The organism is Sphingomonas sp. M1A8_2b (assembly GCF_053345535.1).
The window spans coordinates 748,100-770,584 of record NZ_JBKFAH010000001.1; the positions used below are offsets into that span (position 1 = coordinate 748,100).

Here is a 22,485-nt window from a genome sequence, read left to right on the forward strand (position 1 = left end):
TACCAAACCATGAACTCGAGTCACCTCAATTCAAGCTTTGAGCCGCAACGCGGGCGTCGCGCGACGGCGGACGCCTGACCATGCCGATCCGACACAGTATCTGGAAGGTCGGCAGCGCGCCCGCGCCGCTCGGCGAGTCCGCACTGCCAAGCGAGGCACTGCTCGAACAGATGATCGTGGCCGCGCCGCAAATCCTTTCCGACGAGTGGATGATCATCGGACGGCAGGAGGATACCGGCTTTGGTGGCCGGATCGATCTGCTCGCGATCGCGCCTGACGGCGCTTTGATCCTGATCGAGCTGAAACGCGGCCGTACGCCGCGCGACGTCGTCGCACAGGCGATCGACTATGCGACTTGGGCCGAGGCGCTTGATGCGGAGGCGATCGGCCGCGTCTATTCTCGCTTCTCGAACGGCGGTAATCTCGCCGAGGATTTTCGCGCGCGGTTTGGCATGCTGCTCGACGAGGCGACGCTCAACCAGAGCCATCAGGTCGTGATCGTCGCGGCCAGCCTCGATGCCAGTTCCGAACGGATCGTCGGCTATCTCGCCAAGCGCGGGATCGCGATCAACGTGCTGTGCTTCCAGGTTTTCGACACCGATGCGGGCCAACTCCTGAGCCGCGCCTGGCTGATCGACCCGGTCGAGACGCAGGTCGCAGCGACCGTCGATACGCGACAGGGCGAGCGCGAGCCTTGGAACGGCGAGTATTACGTCTCGTTCGGTCACGGCTTGGGCCGAGATTGGGATGAGGCGCGGCGCTACGGCTTCATCTCGGCGGGCGGCGGCGCATGGTATAGCGGCACGCTTCGCCTGCTGGATCCTGGCGACCGCGTCTGGGTGAAGGCGCCGGGATACGGCTTCGTCGGTGTCGGTGTGGTCCGCGGCGAGCCGGTGGCGATGCGTGACTTCGAACTCCGCAGCGGTGAAGGCGCATCGGTGCCTGCGGCGGAGCTGCTCACTAAGGCCAGCTATCACCGCGAGTTCATCGAGGATCTCGACCGCTGCGAATATTTCGTGCCCGTCGAATGGATAGCCACCGTCGGGCTCGATGCGGCGATCCATGAGGTCGGCATGTTCGGCAATCAGAACAGCGTGTGCGCGCCGAAGACGCCCAAGTGGCGGCATACCGTCGATCGGTTGAAGACGCTGTTTCCCACTTGGAACAAGCCAAGCCTGAACAGCGCGACATAGGCTCGGGGAGGCTTGCGGCTGGCAGCCTGGTCGGTCAGATGTTGCGGTAAGTAGCGCGCTGGGTAAGCTATAGCGACGTTCAGGGGGATAGATTTGTTCAGGGGCTCAATGTGGCGCGGAATGGCGCCGATCGTCGCGCTGTGTGGTACGAGTGTTGTGTATGCGGCAGATCGAGCGCCGGTGCGTGTCGTGCGGTATGCGCCGGCAGCAGCATGGGTGATCGCGGCGCCCAAGGGAAGTGACGCGCCGACGCCGCCCGGCGCTCCGCTGCGCATCATCTTTGCCGACCAGCAGGTTCGCGTGACGGACCGCGGCCAAGAAGAATATCAGGCGACCAAGCTGGCGCTCTTGACGCCGGAAGCATTGGCCGCCGGCAATCTGACCATGACATGGTCGCCCGCGAATGAGGAGATGATCGTCCATCGTCTGGCGATCATGCGGGACGACCAGACCATCGACGTGCTCGCCACGCAGAAGTTCACGGTCATCCAGCGCGAAAACAACCTCGAACAGTCCGCGCTCGACGGTAACCTGACGGCGACGTTGCAGATTGCGGGTTTGCAGGTCGGGGACGTGCTCGAGTTTGCGATCACGACGGTCCGACGCCAGACCAGCCTCGGCGAGCGGCCGCAAGGTTTCATGCAGTTTCCGGTTGCGGGCGTTCGCGGAGCGTACCGGGTACGGCTGATCGCGCCGACGGGTGCAGGCATCGCCTTTAGAGCGTCACCCGATCTTCCCCAGCCGGTGGTCCGCGACATGGGCTTGGAAACCGAGCGCCAACTCACCTTGGCGGATCCGGCGTCCGTGACAATACCGGACGGTGCACCGCTGCGATATTCGATCGCGAGGCTGATGCAGTTCAGTGGTTACAGCGATTGGCCGGCAGTCTCGCGGACGTTCAGCGCACCGTTCGTGCGTGCAGGAACGCTCAGCCCGACATCCCCGGTGAAGGCGGAGGCGGCGAAGATCGCTGCCGCGACGAACGATCCGGCGCAACGCGCGATGGCGGCATTACAACTGGTCCAGGATCGCATCCGCTACGTCTATGTCGGCTTGGACGGCGGGAATTATCAACCGGCGAACGTCGACGAGACGTGGCGTCGCCGTTTCGGCGATTGCAAGGCGAAGACGGTGCTTCTGATCGCGCTGCTGCACGAGCTGGGTATTGCGTCCGAACCTGTGCTGGTCGCGAGCAAAGGCGGCGATGGCACCGACGAACGCCTGCCCACGCCTGCGGTGTTCGATCACGTCGTCGTGCGCGCGACGATCGGCGGCGCTTTGATCTGGCTCGACGGCACGAGGCTCGGCGACCGATCGCTGACTGGGCTCGAACCGCCGCCGTCGCGCTGGGGCCTACCACTGCGCGCAGGCGGTGCTGCGCTTGAGCGGATCGCGCCCATCGTGCCGCGTTTGCCGAGCCGTATCCAGGCGGTCGACGTCGATGCGTCCGCCGGTTTCGACAAGCCCGGCAAATATCGCATCCAGGTGACGCTGCGCGGCGACGAGATATTCGGGATGCGCGCGCAGCTTGCTGGCCTCGCACCGGCCGACGCCGACAAGGCGCTGGTCGCTTATTGGCGACAGCAATACCCCGTCGTCGAAGCGACCCGCACCAGCTGGCGGTTCGACGAGGCAAACCGGCTTCTCGTGCTCGGTGTCGAAGGAGAGGGCAAGGTCGACTGGGACGGTGACGCGACGGAGGGGCATACGCACTATCTCTTCGGCGCCGGCTTTCCGCCGCCTGACGAGATGAAGCGGCCAAAGGATCAGCCGCAGGATGTGCCTTGGGCGAACGAGTACCCGTCGTTCACCTGCTACGCGACGACGATCAAGGTGCCAGCGGTAGGCAAGGGCTTCCGCTGGTCGTTCTCATCCGATCCTATGGATCGGCGACTTGGCGGCATTTCCTATTGGCGGATCTCATCGTTCGACGGTGTGACGGCGCGCATGGTCAAGAGCCGCCGTGTCGAGGTGCCGGAAATCAGCGCGAAGGAGGCGGCCGCTATTCCGAACGCCGTCCCCAAGTTCGATAACAACAAGTCCTACGTCTGGGAGGTATCAAGCAAAGGGCGCAAGGATGCCGCGAAGGCCGCTGTCGATACATTGAGCAGGTTTGGCACGTTCAGCGATTTCGCGGGTGCGAATCCGCCGTGTCAAAAGCCGTAGTCGCCAGACGCTGAATCCTGGTATCGCGCTGGTATCGCAGATGCGTCGATTTTGGCGTTTTGATGCCCGTAATGCCGACAATAACCCACGGTTTTCTGGGGTTTTTGCCAGATACTGTCGCATTCGTAATGCGGGGGTCACAGGTTCGAGTCCTGTAAGCGGCACCACTTTCTTTATGGCACTTCCACAAGAGAACGGCGGCAGCTAGGGCTGAGCGGTCTTTCGAGATGGGCACGCGTTTGGGTCCTGCCTGGGGCGCTTTGGGTAGGGAACGGCCTCGACCCATGCTTGGGAGAAGGTATGACCCGTGCCGCGCGAGACGTGCTTTCGGACTGCCGGCTGGCGCTGGAAATGCTGCAAAGAGAAACAGACCCGGATCGCTGGCGCGTTCACTGGGCCGGCGGCGTAGCTTTGTTGCGTGTCGTGGGACACGTACTCCTCAACGTCGATCAGCCTACCAACAACGCTCTCGGCGCGATCGCTACAGTCGCTCACCGAGCGTGGAAGAGCGCCGATCCGGCGCATGCCGTGTATCGGGAGTTCATCCTGGAAGAGCGGAACAACATCCTCAAGGAGTATCGTTCGAAGGTCCACCCGCTTGCCGAGGTGCCGGTCGTGGTGCGGCTGACTTTGCTGCATCCGGAAACCGGCGAGATCAGCTACCTCGACCAACCGGCCAACTTCGACGAAAACCTTTTTAGGCCGATGGTTGAAGGCTACGGTGAGGGCGAGGACGCTCGCGACGTCTTACAGGAAGCGATTAACTGGTGGGAGTGCGAGCTTTCGGCGATAGAGGACGCATGCGTCGCAGCAAGCAAGCCGCCCTCGAGGCCAAGCACCCCCGCCTGACGAGCCTCTTGCTCGTTGAGGAAAAATTGGTCGAGGCGAAATACTTCATCGGTCGGATGATCCGCTGTCGTCATCACGAGTACGTCGCATTCGATCTCAATGCCTTTCTGTCCGCGTCTCGATCGGTTGCGTTCCTGATCCGTAAGGAATTCGGGCGGGTGCCCGTGTTCAGGGACTGGTGGAGCGATTACGATCTGCGCATGAACGAAGAACCGGCTACCGCCTTCTTTCGCGATCTCCGCAACTTTTCTCAGAAAGAAGGGCGCGTTCGGTTGGTCGGCCACGGACGATGGATTACGTCAGCTGCGAGCGTGCGTTCGATGCCAGCCTCGTCGGCGTGCCGGTCGTCGTGCTGTCGAACAATGACGGATGCGCGATCGCCCGTTCGGCCGAAGCCAAGGCGCTCGGTATCAAGATGGGGGATCCGATCCATCACCTGCGCGATGTGGTCCGCCGGCACGGTATCCGGGTCGTGTCCTCAAACTGCAAACAGTAGTAAGTTAGGTGGAATGCCCGTTTTCAGGTAGATCGGCAGCTGGATGGAGGACGTGTAAATGCGTCGAGCAACGTCATTGCAGGCTGCCCTTGATCGGCGCCCTCTCGTCAACGAATGGTTGCAACTGCCCGGCAACCTCGGGCGATCGCCGGCAACGTTGGATGCTTATGGCCGCGGGGTGCTGCATTACCTAGCATACTATACGTCTTCGAGTGTCGTCACCGAGGCGGCGACACTCGAAGACGTTTCTCGCTACGTTCGCGATCTGCTTCCCGGTCCCGGTGGTCGGGGTGCCATAGCGAACTCGATACTTCACCAAAGGCTGACTGCCATCAGGCTTTGGTACGATCATTTTGCGTATCAAGGGCTCTGTTCACGAAATCCAGTCCCACGAGGACAGATTTTGGCGTCCCGTAGAGTGCCGGATCGCGCCGGATTCACTCGTGGACCCGTGCCCCGCCCCGTCATATTGCCTCACGTGCCGACCGAGGAAGAATGACTTTCAATCCCGTAAGACCCCAACCAACGCTGTTCGCTCGACTTCGTGTCGGATGCGTTGGCCTGCGACCGGCGGTTCCGCTTGCTCGACGTCATCGACGACTACAGCCGGGAGTGCCGGGAGTGCATCGTCGGTACCTCGTTGTCAGGCCCGCGTGTTGTCCGCCAGTTGACCGCCATGGCCGAGCGTCGCGGGTTGCCGTGCATGGTGGTCAGCGACAATCCTGTCCTGAGCGAAGCCGAAGGGGGGACCGAACTGAACGGTCACGCCGTCCTTGCCTGGTACCAGGACACCGGCGTCGAGTGGCTACATCGCGCCCGACAAGGCTCTCCTGAGCTTGTCGAAGGGCCGCAGCAGCATGGCTGTGTGGAATAGCTCAACGATGGCTTGCGCGACACGTGCCTGAACGAGCAGCTGTTCCCTCGCTGGCTGCGGCGAGACGGATGATCGAGGCATGGCGGACAGACTACAACGCCGTGCGTCCGCACAATAGTCTCGGCGGCGTGAGTCTCGGCGGCGTGGCACCCGCCGAGTTCACCAAACGGCCCCGCCAGGGGCCCACGGACACCGAAACTAACGCATCAGCGGCCTGGAAATGGGCAGTACGTCAATAGACATACTGAGAGATGATGATCGCTGGGCGCCCCGTCGTTCAGCGCCGTAGCGGTTGTACCTCCCGGATGAGATCGATGAGCAGGCGCAGCCCGGTCGGGAGGTGCCGGCGTCCGGAATAATAGACATGGAAACCGCTACCAGCGGTCGACCAGTCCTCTAAAACCGGTCGTAAGGCTCCGCTGTCCAGATGCTGGCGAAGCGCGGCCTCCGTCGCGTAGACGATTCCTGCACCGCATAGCCCGAAAGCGATGGCGGCGTGGCTGGCATCGACAGTCAGCGGGCCAGGCGTAACAATGGAGACGTCGTTGCCGTCGCGCTCGAATTCCCAACGATATACCTGACCGTTGCCCAGGCGGATGCCGACGCTGCGATGGTTTTGCAGGTCCTGCGGGTCAGCCGGCGCGCTGAAACGCGCAAGGTACGTCGGCGAGGCTGCCGCGATCCAGCGAAGATCCGGGGACAGCCGCTGCGCGATCATGTCCTCGGGCACCGTGCCGCCATAGCGGATGCCGGCATCGAAGCCGCTGCCGACGACATCGATCATGCGATTGCTCACGCTGATGTCGATCGCGACCTCCGGATAGCGGTCCACGAAGATCGGCATGACCGGCTTGAGCAGTAGCTCGACCGCGTCTTCGAGGACGTTGATCCTGACGCGGCCTGCCGGGGCGTCGCGATAGCGGTCCAGGGTCTCGCTTGCGGCAGCGATGACCTGCATTGGAGCTTCGATGGTCGCCTGAAGCTCCTCGCCGGCCGCGGTCAGCGTGACGCTGCGGGTCGTCCTGTTCAAGAGTCGAACGCCGCGGCGCCCCTCCAGCGCCGTGATCGCGTGGCTGAGAGCGGAGGTGGTGACGCCCATCGCGATCGCCGCACCACGGAAGCTGCCGTGCCTGGCAATCGCCAGGAAATAGGCGAAGTCCGCCAGGTCTGCTCGGCTCATTTTCATCGCGACCATCTACACCATTGTTGAGCATCGTTCACCGGCTCGTTGCTGGCGGGGCGGCTAATGCCGGTGTCTCCGCCACCCTAGATTGCGGTTCGAGATGATCGTCATCCTGACGATAGGCGGATTGGAAGGGCGGCAATCATGATGAGGATCGGCATGGCCCTCGCCACGCTGTTGCTGCCCGTGAACGCACAGGCGCAGCAAGGAGCGACCGACATGAGCATTGAACGCAAAGCTGACATGAAGACCGTGGACGGCCCAGCAGCATATTTCACCGGCAAGGCAACGATCACCGGGCAGTTCCAGCGCGACGAGCCGTCGCGCGTATCCGGCGCCATCGTTCACTTCGAGCCCGGTGCGCGCACGGCGTGGCACACCCACCCAGCCGGTCAGACGCTGATCGTGACCGAGGGCGTGGGCTGGACGCAGATCGCGGGTGGACCAAAGCTCGAGTTCCACGCCGGCGATATCCTGTGGTGCCCTGCCGAACACAAGCACTGGCACGGCGCGACGCCGCATGAAGGCATGACCCACGTTGCCATCCAGGAAGCGATCAACGGGACGCCCGTTACGTGGATGGAGAAGGTAACGGACGAAGACTATCTCGCACCGCTTGGCGGCAAGTAAGGCCATGCCGCATGTCCTCGTAAAGCTCTGGCCCGGCAAGTCCGACGACCAGAAGCAGCGCCTGACCGAGACCATCACGCACGGCGTGATGGAAGCGCTTGGATACGGCGAGGACGCGCTGTCGGTCGCGAACGAGGAAGTCCGCTCCTGCCGAATGGACATCGAAGGTGTACGAGCCTGACATCGTTGGAAAATGGGCCAGTCTGACTAAGCAGCCTGGCTATGGCGAGCAGCCCCGCCCGGCCGTCGGATCGACCACGCCAGCCTTACAGAAAAGGCGCCTCATAGAAAACGGCGCCTTATCGGCTGTCCTTCCCCTTCATCTGAAAGGTTTTCCCATGTCTAATGCCCATCGTTTCACCGGCAAGGTCGCCTTCATTACCGGTGCGGCCAGTGGCATCGGCCGTGCCACGGCCATTGCCTTTGCGACCGAGGGCGCACGTGTCGCCATCCTGGATCGAACCGAGGATGCTCTGTCCGAAACGGCCGATGCGCTGCGGAAGGCGGGGGCCGAGGCGTTGGTCATCCCGTGCGACGTGTCGAAGCCGGATCAGGTCGAGGTCGCCGTTGGCCGGGTGGTCGAAACCTTCGGCCGGCTTGACATCGCGTTCAACAATGCCGGCGTCGAGAACAAGGCTGCGCCGGTCCACGAGATCGAGCTCGACGAATGGGATCGCATCCTCGACATCAACCTGCGCGGTGCCTTCGTCTGCATGAAGCACAAGCTGTCACAGATGGTGCGTCAGGGGAGCGGCGTGATCGTCAACACGTCCTCGGGTGCCGGCGTTCGCGGCGTCGCGGGTGGCGCCTCCTACACCGCATCCAAGCACGCCATTATCGGCCTGACCAAGGCCGCCGCACTCGACTACGCCAAGCAGAACATTCGCGTGAACGCGGTCCTGCCGGGTAACATCGAAACGCCCATGATGGATCGCTTCACCAACGGCGACATCCAGAAAGCGATAGATCTTGAACCAGTCGGGCGCTTGGGCAAACCCGAGGAGATAGCGGATGCCGTGCTTTGGATGAGCGCCAATCTGGGTGCGTTCGTCACGGGCGCCGCGGTGTCCGTCGATGGGGGCTGGTCTCTCTGACCGGAGTTGATGGTGCGAGTCACTTTCGCCTGAACCATCCGATCAATCGGGGCTGACTTGCAAGACCGCAAACCAGTGTCGCAGCGACGTGTTTCCCAGAAATATTGATCCGGCGAGGCCAATTTACAGAGGATCAGATCATTGGCGTGCTGCGCGAGCATGAGGCTGGCGTGAAAACGACTGAGCTATCCCGCAAGCACGGCACCGGCGATGCGACGTTCCCCGACTGGAAGTCGATGTACGGCGGGATGACGGTGTCGGAGGCGGCGCGGTTACGGACGCTGGAAGAGGAGAACCCTCCGGCTGAAGAAGCTGCTGGCGCAGTCGATGCTAGACGTGTCGGCGCTGAAGGATCTGCTTGGAAAAACTGACCCGGTCTGCCGAGCGCTACGCTGCGGTGGAGAGGCTGATGGGGGACCACGGCTTCTCCGAGCGTCGCGCCTGCAAGCTGACCGGGGTTAACCAGTCGGCATGGCAATACCAGTCGGCATGGCAATATGAGCCGCTCCGCGGTCAGGATGATGCTGTCCGCGCGCGTATGCGCGAGTAATCAAAATCACGCCCAACCGAGCGAACACTATGCGCGCACTATGCGATCGCCGTGGATCAATCTCGAATCACTATGCCGTGCGCCGTAGATGGTCCGGGCGGGCAGCACGCTCGCGTCACGAAAGGCAGCAGGGCGACATGTCGTCTGAACCCATCTCGGAACCCGACCCTAGCGGGCTCGTCATCTATGTCGGCCAGGATCGCGCGGGGCATTGGCTCGTCCAGGACAGCAAGCGCACCCTTGAAGGCCGCTTCATCTCCTACGCCGCGGCGTTGCACTATGCGCAGGCCGAGCGGGATATCTACCATGCGAGCGTCGAGATCGCCGACCGGCCGCTGACGCCGCTGGTGTCCTTTGCTCCCGTCGGCCGCGACGAACGCGCGCTGCCGCGGGCGGCGTGAGGGAGACAGTGTCATGAACGTTCATACTCTGCCGGTCCGGTCGCGCGCTGCCGTTACGGGAGCGAGGACGGTGATCCACGATTCGCGCTGGCCGCAGATCGTGGCTGTCTTGTCGGCATTGCGCACCGGTGGCCGGCACGCCGTCCGGATCGTCGATGCCGAGTGCGGCGCCGGAACGCTGTTGCTGCAGGCAGCGCACCATGCGCGGGCGCTCGGCTTCACCGCGATCGAGGCGCGGGGAATCGATCGATCGCCCTCGTCGATCGGGCGTGCGCGGGCCGCCGCAAACCGTGCCGCCGACCCGGCGATCGGCGTGTCGTTCGAAGTCGCCGACCTGGTCGTGGCGTTGCAGACCGAGCACGACCTGCCCGCCGACATCGTCCTGTGCCACGGCGTTGCGGCGCACGAATGGCGGCCGGACGCGGTTGCGGCGTTGCGGCAGGCCGGGCGGCTGGTGATCGACGATCGGGCGGCGTCTTACGCGCGTGGCGTCGCGGCATGACGCGACGCGATACCGTGTGGCGGGGGATCGGCGTCGTGCTGACCGTCGGCGCGTGCACGGTCGCCGCGGCGCTCAACGAGTCGGCGCTGGCGATGCTGCTGTTTCCGATCGCGCTGCTCGGCCTGACGCTGGCGATCAACGGCAAGCGCGTCGTCGTCGCGCTTCGCGCCGAACGGCATGGCCATTGTCACACCGCCGAGGCGATCCACGCCGTGCGTTTGCGCCGCCTGCGCCGGCGGCTCGACCCGCCGCATTCCTGAGCCCCACCGGCCTGATCGCGTGATAGCGACAGGCGGATAGCGAGTGACCATGACCTGTTTCGAACCGCAGAACGGCGTGCTGTGCGCCGAAGACGTGCCCTTGCCCGCGATCGCCGAGGCGGTGGGGACGCCCGTCCATGTCTATTCCGCCGCCGCGTTGCGCGATGCGGCGGGGCGGTTCAGGGCGGCGCTATCGATCCTGCCGCGCGTGCGCGTCGCGTTTGCGGTCAAGGCGAACCCGAACAGCGCGGTGCTGTACCTGCTCGCCGGGTGCGGGTTCGGTGCCGACATCGTCTCGGGTGGCGAGATGCGGCGTGCGCTCGAGGCCGGGATCGCGGCGTCGGATATCGTGTTCTCGGGCGTCGGCAAGACCGACCGCGAACTCGCCGACGCGCTCGCCGCCGGGGTCGGCCAGTTCAACCTCGAACTGGAGGAGGAAGGCCAGGTGCTTGCCGCCCTGGCGCGGGCGCGGGGCAGGCGGGCGACCGCGGTCCTGCGCGTCAACCCGGACGTCGATGGCGGCACGCACGCCAAGATCTCGACCGGGCGGCGCGGCAACAAGTTCGGCGTCGCGATCACCGATGTGCCGGCGATGTACGACCGGCTGTCGCGTCTCGACGGGCTCGACCTGGTCGGAGTCGCGCTCCACATCGGCAGCCAGTTGCGCGATCTGGAGCCGCTCGAACATGCGTACGAGCGGATCGGCACGCTGGTGGCGGATCTGCGCGCGCGGGGGCATCGCATCAGCCGGGTCGATCTCGGCGGCGGGCTCGGCATCCCGTACCGCGCCGACGATATCGTCCCGACGCTGGACGCCTATGCCGCGATGGTCGCCAAGGTCACGCGCGACTGGGACGTCGAGCTGACGTTCGAGCCGGGCCGGGTCGTCGCGGGGCTCGCCGGCGTGCTCCTGACCCGGGTGATCTGGGTGAAGCCCGGCGCGGATCATCCGTTCGTGATCGTCGACGCGGCGATGAACGACCTCGCCCGGCCGGCGCTGTACGATGCGTTCCACCGGTTCGAGGCGGTCATCCCCGATGGCGAGCACATGGTCGCCAATATCGCCGGCCCGATCTGCGAGAGTGGCGACGTGTTCGCGGTCGCGCGGGACATTGATCGCGTCCGCCGCGGTGACCTGGCGGTGCTGCACGCAACGGGGGCGTATGGCGCGGCGATGGCGTCGACCTACAACTGCCGCGCATTGTGCCCCCAGGTGCTGGTCGACGGCGATCATTTTGAGATCGTCGCCGATCGCTATCTGCCCGAGGAGTTCGCCGCGTAGCCGTGACGATCGATCACTGCCTGCGGCTCTACTGGATTCGCCGGATCCGCTCTATGGCGGCTAGAAACCTGCCCAGCACCGGCATGAGGATGAGCGGATGATTTTGCGCAGCGACGAAACCCTGGATGTCACCGTACCCGGGGTCGAGGGGAGTGGCGAAGGGGGCGGCGCGATGCGGATGCATCTGTTCCGGCCGGCGATCGAGGGGCGGTTTCCCGGCGTGCTGCTCTATTCCGAGATCTACCAGGTCACCGCGCCGATCCGCCGGCTGGCGGCGATGATCGCGGGCAACGGCTATGTCGTGGCGGTGCCCGAGGTCTATCACGAGTATGAAGCGGCGGGCACGGTGCTGACCTACGACCCGGTGGGCACCGACCGTGGCAACGCGCTGAAGATCACCAAGCCGGTCGCGGCGTTCGATGCCGACGCGGCTGCCGCCCTGACCGCGCTGCTGGCGCATCCAGCCTGCAACGGCAGGCTCGGGAGCTTCGGCGTCTGCCTCGGCGGACACCTGGCCTTTCGCGCGGCGCTCGATCCGCGCGTCTCGGCGGCGGTCTGTTTCTATCCTACCGATATCCATTCGGGGACCTTGGGCGCCGGGCGGTCGGACGACAGCCTGGCGCGAATGGCCGAACTGAAGGCGCGAATTCTGTTCGTCTGGGGGCGGCAGGATCCGCATGTTCCCTTTGCCGGTCGCGAGGCGATCCGCGCGCGCCTCGAAGCGGTCGGGGCTGCCTATGAGTGGCACGAGCTCAACGCGCAGCATGCGTTCCTGCGCGACGAGGGGCCGCGCTACGATCCCGCGCTGTTCCTGCAGTCGATGACGTTGACGCTCGACTTCTACCGCAGCGCGCTGGCGTGACGGGGGTTGGCGTGACGGGGGTTGGCGTGACGGGGGTTGGCGTGACGCGCGATCAGTCGAACGCCTCGTCACCCTCGAGCTTGGTCCGCAGCATCAGCCGGCCGCAGGCGGGGTCGTAGGCTTCGGCGCGGTGCATCGTGCCGGTGTTGTCCCACATCACCAGATCGCCGGTCTGCCATACGTGGCTGTAGCTGAACGCGGCGCGTGTCGCCCATTCGCGCAAGCGGACGAGCAGCGAGACGCTCGCCGCATCGTCGTGGCCGACGACGTTGCGCGCGGTGCAGCCGAGGATGAGCGACTTGCGCCCCGACCCGTGCGTCCACACCAGCGGCAATTCGCGCTCGCCCAGCGCCTGCATCGTGGTCAGCATCGCGAGGCTCGGCTCGGGCTGATAATAAAATAGCGAGGCCCAGGGGGCGTGGACGACGCGCAGCCCGTCATAGGCCGCCTTGTCCGCCGCCGAGAGCGCGTCATACGCGGCATAGGTGCTGCAGAAGCCGGTATTGCCGCCGCTCGGCGCGGGCACCACGCAGGACAGGAGCGAGGCGAAGATCGGCACGTCGCTGTTGGTGCCGTCGATGTGCCAATACAGCGAGCCCTTCAGGAACGCCGCCGCCGCCGGATTTTCGCTCGCGTCGAGCGAGATCTTCGCGGTCATCCGACCATCGCTCCCCTCGGCCGCAAGCCGTCCCAGCGTCTGCGTGAACGCGATCTGTTCGGCTTCGGTGAAGTGGATCTCGGGAAAGACCAGCACGCCGCGCGCCTCCAGCATGGCGCGGATGTCGCCGGCCAGATCGCCGCCGAGAAGTTCGCTCTTGTCGTTGAGGACGCGGCTGCCGATAGCGTCCTTTACGCGCTCGCTGCGCAGGCGCGTGCCTGCGGTCGTCGATGTCGTCATGATCTGCTCCTGGATTGGGCCCCTGGGTGTGGGTTGCGCGCGGCTCAGCGTGCGGGCTGCCAGGTCGGGCCACGGCACAGGAACGCGACGCAGCCCTCGACCTTGAGCGTTCCGTCGGGATTTTTCGCGAGCTTGGCGGTGTAGGTCTTGCCGCTGTCGGGGTTGTAGATCTTGCCCTTCCAGATCGATCCGGCGTCGGTGAACCCGTTCAGGATGACCGTGCCTTCGATCGGGTTGCTGCGCTTGGACGGATCGGGATTGGCGCTATCGGTGGTCGGTTTGCCGGGCTCGTGCTTCAGAACCTTGACGATCGTGCCGCAGATCGCGTCGCCGCACGGTGCGATCCGGACCAGAGCCTTGCCTTCGTCGGTGATCCACGTGCCCGTCACCGGTGTGGCGGCGATCGCGCTCGACGCAGTCCCGATCAGCGCCCCAATCAGCGCCGTCGCCATAACGGCGAGGCGTCCATCCTGCATCTTCGACATTCTTCAATCTCCCGCGTGCGCCACCGATGCCGGGGGCGCCGTTCCTCGGCCGGGACGATCCCCGACGGAGCCTTTGAACAGCGGACGATGGAGGCCGGATGGAGGGCGGATGGCGAGCCGGTCGAGAACGCGACTCAGGTCAAAGCGGAATCCACACCGAGAAGCAGGCGCCCGATCGGTCGATGCGGTTCTTCGCCATGATCCGCCCGCCATGCGCCTCGGCGATCTTCGCGGCGAGCGTCAGCCCGACGCCGCTGCCGGGGCGGCCGGCCAGCTTGTCGCTCCCGGCGCGCCAGAACGGCATGAACATGCGCCTCTCGTCGGCCGGCGCGAAGCCCTCGCCTTCGTCGGTGACGCTGGCGATCGCCTGGCCGCTCGCGGTGAACACGACGACGTCGATGCGGCTGCGATCGGGCGCGTGCTTGATCGCGTTGGTCAGGATGTTGGTCATCACCTGGGTCAGCCGGACCGGGTCGCAGTGGATGGTCACCGGCTCGTAGGATTCGACCAGCACGACGTCGCGCTCGGCCGCCGAGGCCCGCAGGTCGCCGACCGCCATCCCGACCAGCGCGGCCAGATCGACCGGCCGCCGATCGAGATCGAGCTCGCCCGCATCGGCATGCGCGAGCGTGCGCAGGTCCTCGACGAGGTGCGACAGATGCTCGACCTGGCGCAGCAGCCGATCGGCTTCGCCCGTCGCGGGATCGATCACCCCGTCCGCCAGACCGTGCAGCCGTCCCTTCAGGATGGTCAGCGGCGTGCGGAGTTCGTGCGCGATGCCCGCGGTCAGCACGGTGCGCTCGCGCTCATAGGCGTCGATGTCGGCCGCCATCCGGTTGAAGCTCTCGATCAGCGCACCGGTCTCGCCCGAAGTTCGGCCACGCTCGACGCGGACCGAGCGATCACCCGCCGAGACCAAAGCCGCGGCCTTCGCCACCGCGGTGATCGGCCGGCTGATCCGCCGCGCGAAGATCACCGCCACGCCGCCGCCGACCAGGATCGAGACGAGCGCGATCGTCGCGACGAACCCCAGGTCGGTGATCGCCGGAGCCTTGGCGCCGTAGCGGTCGAACAGGTCGAAATACCGATCGCTGCCCTCCTGGTGCGTCCGCACCAGATACTCCAGTTGCTCGCGCGCCTTGGGCGGCATGTGCTGCGTGGTGACGGTGAGCCGGTAATGGATCGCGGCGATATACGCGACCAGCCCGAGCAGCATCGTGATGATCGTCGTCGCGGCGGCCAGCACGACCATCCGCGTGACGATCCGGTTCAGGAGTCCGACCATAATCGATACCCCATGCCCCGGACCGGCTCGATCATGTCGACGCAACCCGCGGCGGTCAGCTTCTGCCGCAGTTTCGAGAGATGGCTGTCGACCACGCGGTCGTACGCCTCGCTGTCGGGCGAGGCCGCCTCGAGCAGTTCGGCGCGCGAGAACGCGCGCCTCGGATGCCGCGCCATGTGCGCCAAGATCTCGAACTCGCTCGGCGTCAGCGCGATCCGGACGGCATCCTCGCCCTCCGCCGCGCGGCAGCTGACGACCCGCGCATCGAGTTCGATCCGCAAACTGCCGACCGACAGCGTTCGCCGGTTCGTCGCGCCCTGCGTCCGGCGCAGCACCGCGCGGATACGCTCGACGACTTCGGACGGGTTGAACGGCTTCACCACATAATCGTCCGCGCCGATCCGCAGCGACGACAGCTTGGTCACCTCGTCGTCATGCGCGGTGATCATGATCACCGGCGTATCCGCGCGGCGGCGGATGGTCGTCAGCACGTCGAGCCCGTCGCCGCCCGGCAAGCCGATATCGAGTAGCATCAGCGCGGGGTTCGACTGGGCATGCGCGCGGATCGCCTCCTGCACATTGGTCGCCTTGATCACCGCGAACCCGGCGCGCTCGACATAGGCCGCGAGCAGCTCGGCGATCTCTCGCTCGTCCTCGACGATCAATATCCGGTCGGTCACGTGAGGGTCCTTATCGTCGCTGGTCGTGGTCGGCCATCGCCTCGGACTGTGGACGAACGATGGAGGCGGCGCTCCATCGTCTCTACACCAACCCCACGACGCGCCTTCATCGTGCTCCGCCATCAGCCTGTTCGACACCGCCCGGAACGGCGGGATCCACTCGAAAGGCTTTTCCATGACTCGTTTCGTTTTCGCCAGCCTGATCGCGTTCGGCGCGGCCGCATCGCTGACCGCCGCCGCCCAGGCGCAGGACGAGCCCGCCCGCGGCATCTACGCGGTCGCGCGCGCCGGCGCTTCGGTCAATTCCGAGCAGAAGTTCGACGTCGACACGCTCCCGTCGCAGTTCGACGACAAGACCAAGTACAAGACCGGGCTGACCGGCGAGATCGGCGGCGGCTATGATTTCGGGATGTTCCGCGTCGAGCAGACGATCGGCTACAACAGCAACAGCCTGAACCTGAAGGACCTCGGCACCGACGCTCTGCCGGCGTCGGGGCGCACCCGCGCGTACAACGTCAGCGTGTCGGGGTATGTCGACATTCCGCTCCACGCGGTGTTCGTGCCGTATCTCGGCGGCGGCATCGGCGCCTCGCGGGTCGATGCCAACCTGTCGCGGGTCGGCGCGAGCGGGATCAGCAGCAGCTATTCGGGCAAGGACTGGGGGATGACCTGGCACGGCGATGCCGGCATCGGCATCAACGTCGCACCCAAGACCACGATCGAGGTCGGCGGCCGCTATTCGCAGACCAGCAAGCTCGCCTTCGGCGGCCAGGATGCCGGCGTCGCGACCCGGTACGAACCGACGCTGCGCACGCTGTCTGGCACGATCGGCGTCCGCCACATCTTCTAGGCGCCACATCTTCTAAACGCCACATCTTCTAACCGCCGCGTCTGCCCCCTCGACCTCCCGCCCTCGCACGACAGGGCGGGAGCGACGGTGCGCGGCAATTTCTCATGGAGGACACCGCCATGCTGATCCCGATTCTGCCCGGCACCGATCGGACGATCGCCGCGCCGCGACCCCGCCGGTCTCGCTGGCGCACGATCGCGGTGATGATGGTCGCGGCGGCGATGGGCGCGTTTGCCTGGGCTGCGGAACACCGGCTGGCGGACGCGATCGACGACCACATGATCGCGACCCTGCTCATGTTGATCGTCACGATCGTCCTGCTCGCGCTGGTGTCGCCGATGGTGGCCAGGCTGTGCCGGTAGAGCCGCGCGGGCGCGGGGCGTGGGCGTGGAGATGTAGCCGCACCCGCGTTTTGCAGAGGGAGCGTGAAGCCTGTTCTGAGCCGACGGCACCGCTGCTGGGGCTATCGACCGCGAGGCACGAAAGGGCAGGGATTCCGGCACCCCGCCCCCTGCTCCCGACCCCGCGCTCAAGCGGCGCGGCGCAGCGTGTAGCGGCCGTTCTCGACCGCGGCGTGGCCGAGGCGGACCAGCGCGGCGAGCGTCGCGGCGATCCGCGGTTCGGCCTTCAGCCCCTGCGCATAGCGGCGCGCGATATCGGCGCTGGTGAGCGCGGTGGCGCCGCGCAGGTCGGCGAGCACCGCGGCGGTCTGGCCGATCGGTTCGCGCGGGAAGGCGGGCTTCTTCGCCTTGGCCTGGGGCAGCAACGCCTCGATCTGCGCGGACTTGGCGGCGACCGGCAGCGCGGTCAGGCCGGCACGGGCGATCTGGTAGTCGGGTCGCAGCCAGCGGACCTTGCCCGCCTGTTCCTCGGCATGGCGCTCGGCGTTGAGCGCGACGAGGCGCGTGACGATCTGCTCGTCGGTCAGGTCGCGCGGCCAGCCATAGGCATCGGCGACCGCATCGTCGATCCGGTCGTGCAGCTCGGCGATGATGTCGATCCGGCCGCGGCGGCGCTGGTCCTGCTCGCCATCGGTGAACGGCCCGTGCTGGCGCAGTTTCTCGCGCAGATTGTAGAGCCCGGTCAGCGTCAGGTCGGTGTGTTCGGCGAGCACGTCCTTGCGCGTCGCGTCGAGTTCCTCGGCGAGATCGCCGATGATCGTGCGCTGTTCGGGTGAAGCGTCGGGGAAGGGGAACGGGTCGAAGCAAAGCGATGGGGTATATCTCGGCCGATCCTCTAAAGTACTCCCCGTTTGGCGAGCCCATGAGACGTGCGCGCACGAATTCATGACGCCCAACATAAAGGCGTCCCGAAACGCGAACGCGATTAATGCGTCATCGGGTAAAATAGTGGTCGGCAGAAATGTAAAAACGCGGTGCTTAGACGTCACGGGGGTCACGATAAACCTATCAAGACTGTCTAGCGCAGGGCGAATATCTTTCCGAGGTTCACCAAATAACCACCAGTTTTCTCGGTAGCTGGCCCTATTATTCAAGTCTCTCTCGGGTTTTACCCGAACGAGCAGATTTTGATATGCTTCGGGGAATCGCGAGCGAACTTCATGTTCAGTTAGGCCCAAGAAATCTAGAACTAAGAGGCCTCTAGATTGAGACATTATGTCTCTGCCGTTAAGGTATGGGCGGAGATGCTTTTCCAGTTCAGGGCGGCGGCTCAAACCTAAATGCTCCACCATATTCGGGGCCACCATAAAGCCGGAGCCGAATAAAGTTACACCTCGGGAGGAGACGAAATCGTTGGCACGAAGAGGCTTCAGTTTCGATGCCGAACTGTCCACACGCAGCATTGCATCAAGCCTGCCAAATTTCTCCTCAATTTCGATTGATGGAGCGTCGGTGTTCAGGCCACTTTCTCGTATTAGCTCCGCTAATAAGCCTACGGTCGATCCTGCTTCTGCAACTGTCATTGCGATCCTTACCGCCGCCGCGTCGCTGGTGGCCTTGGTCCACGGATGATCTGGGATCGCCATCACCAGGCTGATTGGCGCGCGCGCGTCCATCCGCGCGGCCATCACCCGGCGGCTGAACTCCTGCGTGATCGAGTTGGTCGTCACGAAGCCGAAGCGCTTCAGCCGCGTACCTTTGTCGGTCAGTCGTTCCGCCGCGCGATCCCACCAGTACATCACGAAGTCGGCGGACTTATTGATCTTGGGATGCGCTTTCCACAACGCAGTCGCGTAGCCATCGCCGAGCCGTTCTCGGAACCACTTCGCCCCAATGAAAGGCGGGTTGCCCACGATGTAATCCGCCTCCGGCCACTCCGGCCGGCGCGGGTTGGGGTATTCGTCGAGCGTGCCGTCGTCGCGCCTCCGCGGCGCGTCGTGCTTCAGCACCGCGTCCATCGCCTTGATGTTGCTGAGCCGTTCGAGCACCGGGTCGGCGATCTGGCCGCCGTTGCGCATCTGCCATTGCAGATAGCCGAGCCACAGCACGAGCTCGGCGATCGCCGCCGCGCGCGGATTGAGTTCGAGGCCGAGGAAATTGCGCGGGTGGACGGTGGTGGTCTCCAGCGCCAGCGCCTCCTGCCCGCCGAGATCGGCGAGCACTTCGAGCACGTCGCCCTCCAATCGTTTCAGCAGTTCGAGCGCGACGTACAGGAAATTGCCGGTGCCGCAGGCGGGGTCGAGCACCCTCGTGCCTGCCAGCTTGACGTGGAAATCATGCACCGCGCGGATCGCCCCCACCGGATCGGTGGTGCGCTCGCGCTCGACCGTGCCGAGCACTTCGGTTTCCCATTCGCGCTGCAACGGCTCGATGATCGTCGCGATCACCAGCCGTTCGACATAGGCGCGCGGCGTGTAGTGCGCGCCGAGCCGCTTGCGGTCGACCTTGTCGAGCGCCTGTTCGAGCAGCGTGCCGAAGATCGCCGGCTCGACCTCGGTCCAGACGTGCTTGGCGGCCTCGTACAGTTCGCCGATCTCCTCCTTGTGGAGCGGGATCGCGGTGCGCTCGGCGAACAGCCCGCCGTTGAATTTGCGCACGGTCTTGCGCAGCACCGGCGAGAAGCCGCCGGTATCCATCGTCCGCCACAGATCCTCGAGCATCGGCGCGAAGCTCTCCGGGTTGGCGCGCGCGTCGGACAGCACGTCGGTGAAGCTGCCGGGGTCGAGCAGGCCGGTATCCTCGGCGAACATCGTGAACAGGCAGCGCATCAGGAAATGCGCGACCGGCTCGGGCTGGTAGCCGCGCTCCTCGAGCAGCTTGCTGACGCTGGCGAGCCGCTTGGCGATGTCGCGCGTGACCGCGGCGGCATGGCGGGCGGGATCGAGCGCGTGCGGATCGAGCCAGATCGCGCGCAGCCGCGCGCGGATCTCGGGATCGCGCAGGTCGTCGAGATAGATGCGGAAGCCCGACCGGTCGGGGAACTGGCGGTAGTTCTTTCCCTGGCCGGAAAAGTCGGCGAACACCTCGATCGCGTGGCCGACATCGACCACCAGGATGAACGGCGGCCAGCCATGCTCGGGCGGCAGGGCGCGCGCGTATTGCTCGGCCTGTTCGCGGGCGTTGCGCATCAGCACGTCCCAGCCGCGCTGCGCGCTGCGCCGGCCGCGGGTCGGGGCGGTGGCAAATCCGGGGAGGGCGGTCTGCTCGGGCGGGAGGACGACTTCCTTGGTACCGCCGGGCTCGCGGCTCTGCTTGGCTTCGAGGACGAAGCTGCCGCGCTTGTAGAGGTCGATGCGGCCATGGCCCGACTTGCCGGCTTCGTCGTGGAAGGTGACGGCGCGTTCGAACACGTAATCGTTGCGGTGGTGGCTGGCGGCGGCGGGCTCGGGGTGCGGCAGGTCGAGCAGCGCGCACAATTCGGTCAGGAACAGCGGGAAGTTGGCGCGCTCCGCACCGCCCTCGTTGGCCAGCCAGCGCGCGATGAAGCGGTCGAGTTGCTCGGTATCCCCCATGGCGCAAGGCTTAGGGCGGGCGAGGCGCGCTCGGCAACCGAAAGCTGGGCGCAGTGGTGGTTTCGCGGCGGTAACTACGCCGTTAACGATTTCGGTGCTAACGCTTGCGCATGCGCCGCATCTTTGCACGGTTGGGAACGTCGCCGCTCGGCCCGGTAATGCTCGGAATCGCCTATTTCGCGTTCGCGCTGGTGTCGTTGCTGGTGACCCGCGGCGTCCACGGCATCGCCGCGATCTGGCCACCGAGCGGGATATTGCTCGCGACTCTGCTGATCGCGCCGCGGCGGGCGGTGTGGCGGTTTGCGGTGGCGGCGATCGTCGCGAGCTTCGCGGCCAACCTGCTGGCCGGATCCGGCATCCGCGTCGCCGCCGGGTTCAGCGCGGCCAACGGGCTGGAGGCGCTGTTCGCGATGGTGATGCTGCGGCGGCGATCGGGGCGGCGGGTGTCGTTCGTCGATCCGTCCGGCTTGTCCTCGTTCTTCGTCGCCTCGTCGATCGCCGCGCTGGGCAGCGCGGCGGTGGCGACGTGCATCGCGCCCGCACCGGCATTCGACTTCATGCTGTCGTGGTTCAGCACGGTGTGGCTCGGGATGCTGCTGGTGACGCCGCTGTTGCTCGCGATCTTCGAGATCGGGGTGTCGGCACGGCACAGCGTGTCGCGGCGGGAGACCCGAAACCTGATCGGGATCGTCGTGCTGACCGTGGTGGCGAGCGTCACGACCTTCGTTCAGAGCCAGTACCCGATGCTGTTCGTGCCGATGATGGTGGTGGTGATCGCGGTGCTGCGCGGCGGCATGCTGGGCGGGATCGTCAGCATCGTGGTGGTGGTCGTCGTCGGCTCGTCGGCGCTGTGGTGGGGGACCGGCCCGGTATTCCTGATCCGCGCGTCGCAGGAAACGCGGCTGCTGTTCCTCCAATTCTATCTGTTGTCGCTGTTCGTCTCGGCGCTGCCGATGGCGACTCTGCTCGCCGCGCGCGATCGGCTGCGGGTCAATCTGTCGGAGCGTATCCGCCTGCTCGATCAGGCCGAGGCGGCGGCGCATATCGGGCATTGGCGGGTCAATCCGTCGAACCAGACGATCTTCTGGTCGCCGGAAGTCTTTCGTATCCACGGGCTGCCGGAGGGCACGCCCCCCGCGCTGGAGCAGGCGATCGACCTGTATCATCCCGACGACCGCGGGCGGGTGGCGGATATCGTTGCGCGCGCGCTTGCGGATGGCCTGCCGTTTGCGTTCGAGGCGCGGCTGGTACGCGCGGACGGTGCGGTCCGGCATGTCGCGACGCAGGGCGAGCGCGATTATTCGTCCTGCGACGAAGCGATCGGCCTGTTCGGCCTGATCCGCGACATCACCGAGCAAAGCGATGCGCGGCAGGTGTTGCGCGATGCGCGCGATGCCGCCGATCGCAGCGCGGAGGCGGCGATGCTCCTTGCCTCGACCGATGCCCTGACCGGCCTCGCAAACCGGCGGCGGATCGTCGAATATCTGGATTGCAGCCTCGCATCCGACCCTGAGGACGACCGGGCGCTTTCGGTCATCCTGTTCGACATCGACCATTTCAAGGCGGTCAACGACCGCCATGGCCACGATGTCGGCGACGAGGTTCTGAAACGGATCGCCGCGTCCGCCGCCGAGGGCTTGCGCAGCACCGACCTCATAGGCCGTTACGGCGGCGAGGAGTTCGTCATCGTGTTGCCCGATACCGATGCGGACACCGCGTTGCAGGTCGCCGAACGCGTCCGCACCAAGGTCGAACAGTCCCGGCATGCACGGCAACCGATGGTCACCGTCAGCCTCGGCATCGCGTCGACGCGCGGCGAGGATTCGGGCCAGGCCATTCTCAAGCGTGCCGACATCGCACTGTACGAGGCGAAGCGTGCCGGCCGAAACCGGTTGCGCTCGGCCTGAATGTCGCGAATAATCTGATATCGTACGGCTTTAGTGTCGGCGGGAGTGTCGGCGGGGATTGGGGCTTCCGCAGCGGTTGCCGGCGATAAGGTACGGTCAACGCGCACCGACCGAGATACTCGGCG

23 protein-coding genes, 1 tRNA gene and 2 pseudogenes are annotated in these 22,485 nt (G+C 65.5%); 20 read left to right on the forward strand and 6 right to left on the reverse strand.

Annotation, left to right across the window (positions count from 1 at the left end; genetic code table 11):
- Positions 1 to 80: 80 nt before the first annotated feature.
- The 7 genes and pseudogenes from ACLBWL_RS03570 to ACLBWL_RS03600 form a co-directional block, all read left to right on the forward strand.
- Positions 81 to 1,193: a hypothetical protein gene (locus ACLBWL_RS03570; protein WP_447790289.1), complete on the forward strand. Its 1,113-nt coding sequence runs from the start codon at positions 81 to 83 to the stop codon at positions 1,191 to 1,193.
- 108 nt (positions 1,194 to 1,301) lie between these two features.
- On the forward strand, positions 1,302 to 3,359 hold the full coding sequence (locus ACLBWL_RS03575) for a DUF3857 domain-containing transglutaminase family protein (protein WP_447790291.1): 2,058 nt from the start codon (positions 1,302 to 1,304) through the stop codon (positions 3,357 to 3,359).
- Positions 3,360 to 3,412: 53 nt separating this feature from the next.
- Positions 3,413 to 3,526: transfer RNA gene (locus ACLBWL_RS03580), tRNA-Thr, on the forward strand.
- A gap of 133 nt (positions 3,527 to 3,659) precedes the next feature.
- Positions 3,660 to 4,208: a hypothetical protein gene (locus tag ACLBWL_RS03585; protein WP_447790293.1), complete on the forward strand. Its 549-nt coding sequence runs from the start codon at positions 3,660 to 3,662 to the stop codon at positions 4,206 to 4,208.
- 289 nt (positions 4,209 to 4,497) lie between these two features.
- The gene (locus tag ACLBWL_RS03590) at positions 4,498 to 4,704 is read left to right on the forward strand and encodes a Y-family DNA polymerase (protein WP_447790295.1); all 207 of its coding nucleotides are present in this window, start codon (positions 4,498 to 4,500) and stop codon (positions 4,702 to 4,704) included.
- 529 nt (positions 4,705 to 5,233) lie between these two features.
- Positions 5,234 to 5,578, forward strand: a pseudogene (locus ACLBWL_RS03595) (hypothetical protein); the annotation flags it as partial.
- A gap of 3 nt (positions 5,579 to 5,581) precedes the next feature.
- Positions 5,582 to 5,703, forward strand: a pseudogene (locus tag ACLBWL_RS03600) (integrase core domain-containing protein); the annotation flags it as partial.
- A 152-nt stretch (positions 5,704 to 5,855) separates the two neighbouring features.
- Here ACLBWL_RS03600 and ACLBWL_RS03605 read toward each other — a convergent pair.
- Positions 5,856 to 6,773, reverse strand: a complete 918-nt coding sequence (locus tag ACLBWL_RS03605; protein ID WP_447790297.1) for a LysR family transcriptional regulator — start codon at positions 6,771 to 6,773, stop codon at positions 5,856 to 5,858.
- Between the two features lie 147 nt (positions 6,774 to 6,920).
- Between ACLBWL_RS03605 and ACLBWL_RS03610 the strand changes: the two genes are divergently transcribed.
- From ACLBWL_RS03610 to ACLBWL_RS03655, 10 genes are all read left to right on the forward strand, one after another.
- Positions 6,921 to 7,391, forward strand: coding sequence for a (R)-mandelonitrile lyase (locus tag ACLBWL_RS03610; RefSeq protein ID WP_447790299.1), 471 nt, complete (start codon positions 6,921 to 6,923; stop codon positions 7,389 to 7,391).
- Entirely contained in the window at positions 7,378 to 7,572 is a 195-nt protein-coding gene (locus ACLBWL_RS03615) for a tautomerase family protein (protein ID WP_447790301.1), read from the forward strand. The genes ACLBWL_RS03610 and ACLBWL_RS03615 overlap by 14 nt, the downstream gene beginning before the upstream one ends.
- Positions 7,559 to 8,485, forward strand: a complete 927-nt coding sequence (locus tag ACLBWL_RS03620) for an SDR family NAD(P)-dependent oxidoreductase (protein ID WP_447790302.1) — start codon at positions 7,559 to 7,561, stop codon at positions 8,483 to 8,485. The genes ACLBWL_RS03615 and ACLBWL_RS03620 overlap by 14 nt, the downstream gene beginning before the upstream one ends.
- A 104-nt stretch (positions 8,486 to 8,589) precedes the next feature.
- Positions 8,590 to 8,856 (forward strand): transposase, encoded by a 267-nt coding sequence (locus ACLBWL_RS03625; RefSeq protein WP_447790304.1) that lies wholly within the window; start codon positions 8,590 to 8,592, stop codon positions 8,854 to 8,856.
- Complete coding sequence (locus ACLBWL_RS03630) at positions 8,844 to 9,035, forward strand: hypothetical protein (protein ID WP_447790306.1); 192 nt, start codon at positions 8,844 to 8,846, stop codon at positions 9,033 to 9,035. Before ACLBWL_RS03625 ends, ACLBWL_RS03630 begins: the two co-directional genes overlap by 13 nt.
- A gap of 137 nt (positions 9,036 to 9,172) precedes the next feature.
- Positions 9,173 to 9,436 (forward strand): hypothetical protein, encoded by a 264-nt coding sequence (locus ACLBWL_RS03635; protein WP_447790308.1) that lies wholly within the window; start codon positions 9,173 to 9,175, stop codon positions 9,434 to 9,436.
- A gap of 13 nt (positions 9,437 to 9,449) precedes the next feature.
- Positions 9,450 to 9,938, forward strand: coding sequence for a methyltransferase domain-containing protein (locus ACLBWL_RS03640; protein WP_447790309.1), 489 nt, complete (start codon positions 9,450 to 9,452; stop codon positions 9,936 to 9,938).
- The gene (locus ACLBWL_RS03645) at positions 9,935 to 10,198 is read left to right on the forward strand and encodes a hypothetical protein (RefSeq protein WP_447790311.1); all 264 of its coding nucleotides are present in this window, start codon (positions 9,935 to 9,937) and stop codon (positions 10,196 to 10,198) included. Before ACLBWL_RS03640 ends, ACLBWL_RS03645 begins: the two co-directional genes overlap by 4 nt.
- A 49-nt stretch (positions 10,199 to 10,247) precedes the next feature.
- Positions 10,248 to 11,480 (forward strand): diaminopimelate decarboxylase, encoded by a 1,233-nt coding sequence (lysA, locus tag ACLBWL_RS03650; RefSeq protein WP_447790313.1) that lies wholly within the window; start codon positions 10,248 to 10,250, stop codon positions 11,478 to 11,480.
- A 97-nt stretch (positions 11,481 to 11,577) separates the two neighbouring features.
- A complete protein-coding gene (locus tag ACLBWL_RS03655; protein ID WP_447790315.1) occupies positions 11,578 to 12,342 on the forward strand; it encodes a dienelactone hydrolase family protein in 765 nt (254 codons plus the stop codon).
- A 52-nt stretch (positions 12,343 to 12,394) separates the two neighbouring features.
- Here ACLBWL_RS03655 and ACLBWL_RS03660 read toward each other — a convergent pair whose 3' ends face one another.
- From ACLBWL_RS03660 to ACLBWL_RS03675, 4 genes are all read right to left on the reverse strand, one after another.
- Positions 12,395 to 13,240: a TauD/TfdA dioxygenase family protein gene (locus tag ACLBWL_RS03660; protein ID WP_447790317.1), complete on the reverse strand. Its 846-nt coding sequence runs from the start codon at positions 13,238 to 13,240 to the stop codon at positions 12,395 to 12,397.
- A gap of 44 nt (positions 13,241 to 13,284) precedes the next feature.
- Complete coding sequence (locus tag ACLBWL_RS03665; protein ID WP_447791979.1) at positions 13,285 to 13,716, reverse strand: DUF2147 domain-containing protein; 432 nt, start codon at positions 13,714 to 13,716, stop codon at positions 13,285 to 13,287.
- Between the two features lie 148 nt (positions 13,717 to 13,864).
- The gene (locus ACLBWL_RS03670) at positions 13,865 to 15,010 is read right to left on the reverse strand and encodes a HAMP domain-containing sensor histidine kinase (protein ID WP_447790318.1); all 1,146 of its coding nucleotides are present in this window, start codon (positions 15,008 to 15,010) and stop codon (positions 13,865 to 13,867) included.
- Positions 14,995 to 15,690, reverse strand: coding sequence for a response regulator (locus ACLBWL_RS03675; protein WP_447790320.1), 696 nt, complete (start codon positions 15,688 to 15,690; stop codon positions 14,995 to 14,997). Before ACLBWL_RS03675 ends, ACLBWL_RS03670 begins: the two co-directional genes overlap by 16 nt.
- 175 nt (positions 15,691 to 15,865) lie before the next feature.
- Here ACLBWL_RS03675 and ACLBWL_RS03680 point away from each other — a divergent pair, with 175 nt between their 5' ends.
- Positions 15,866 to 16,540, forward strand: coding sequence for an outer membrane protein (locus ACLBWL_RS03680; protein WP_447790322.1), 675 nt, complete (start codon positions 15,866 to 15,868; stop codon positions 16,538 to 16,540).
- Between the two features lie 119 nt (positions 16,541 to 16,659).
- Positions 16,660 to 16,902 (forward strand): hypothetical protein, encoded by a 243-nt coding sequence (locus tag ACLBWL_RS03685; RefSeq protein WP_447790324.1) that lies wholly within the window; start codon positions 16,660 to 16,662, stop codon positions 16,900 to 16,902.
- A gap of 167 nt (positions 16,903 to 17,069) precedes the next feature.
- On the opposite strand, the gene ACLBWL_RS03690 is transcribed toward ACLBWL_RS03685, so the two are convergent.
- Complete coding sequence (locus ACLBWL_RS03690; RefSeq protein WP_447790326.1) at positions 17,070 to 20,453, reverse strand: class I SAM-dependent DNA methyltransferase; 3,384 nt, start codon at positions 20,451 to 20,453, stop codon at positions 17,070 to 17,072.
- 110 nt (positions 20,454 to 20,563) lie between these two features.
- Here ACLBWL_RS03690 and ACLBWL_RS03695 point away from each other — a divergent pair, with 110 nt between their 5' ends.
- Positions 20,564 to 22,360, forward strand: a complete 1,797-nt coding sequence (locus tag ACLBWL_RS03695) for a diguanylate cyclase (RefSeq protein WP_447790328.1) — start codon at positions 20,564 to 20,566, stop codon at positions 22,358 to 22,360.
- The last annotated feature ends 125 nt before the right edge of the window (positions 22,361 to 22,485 follow it).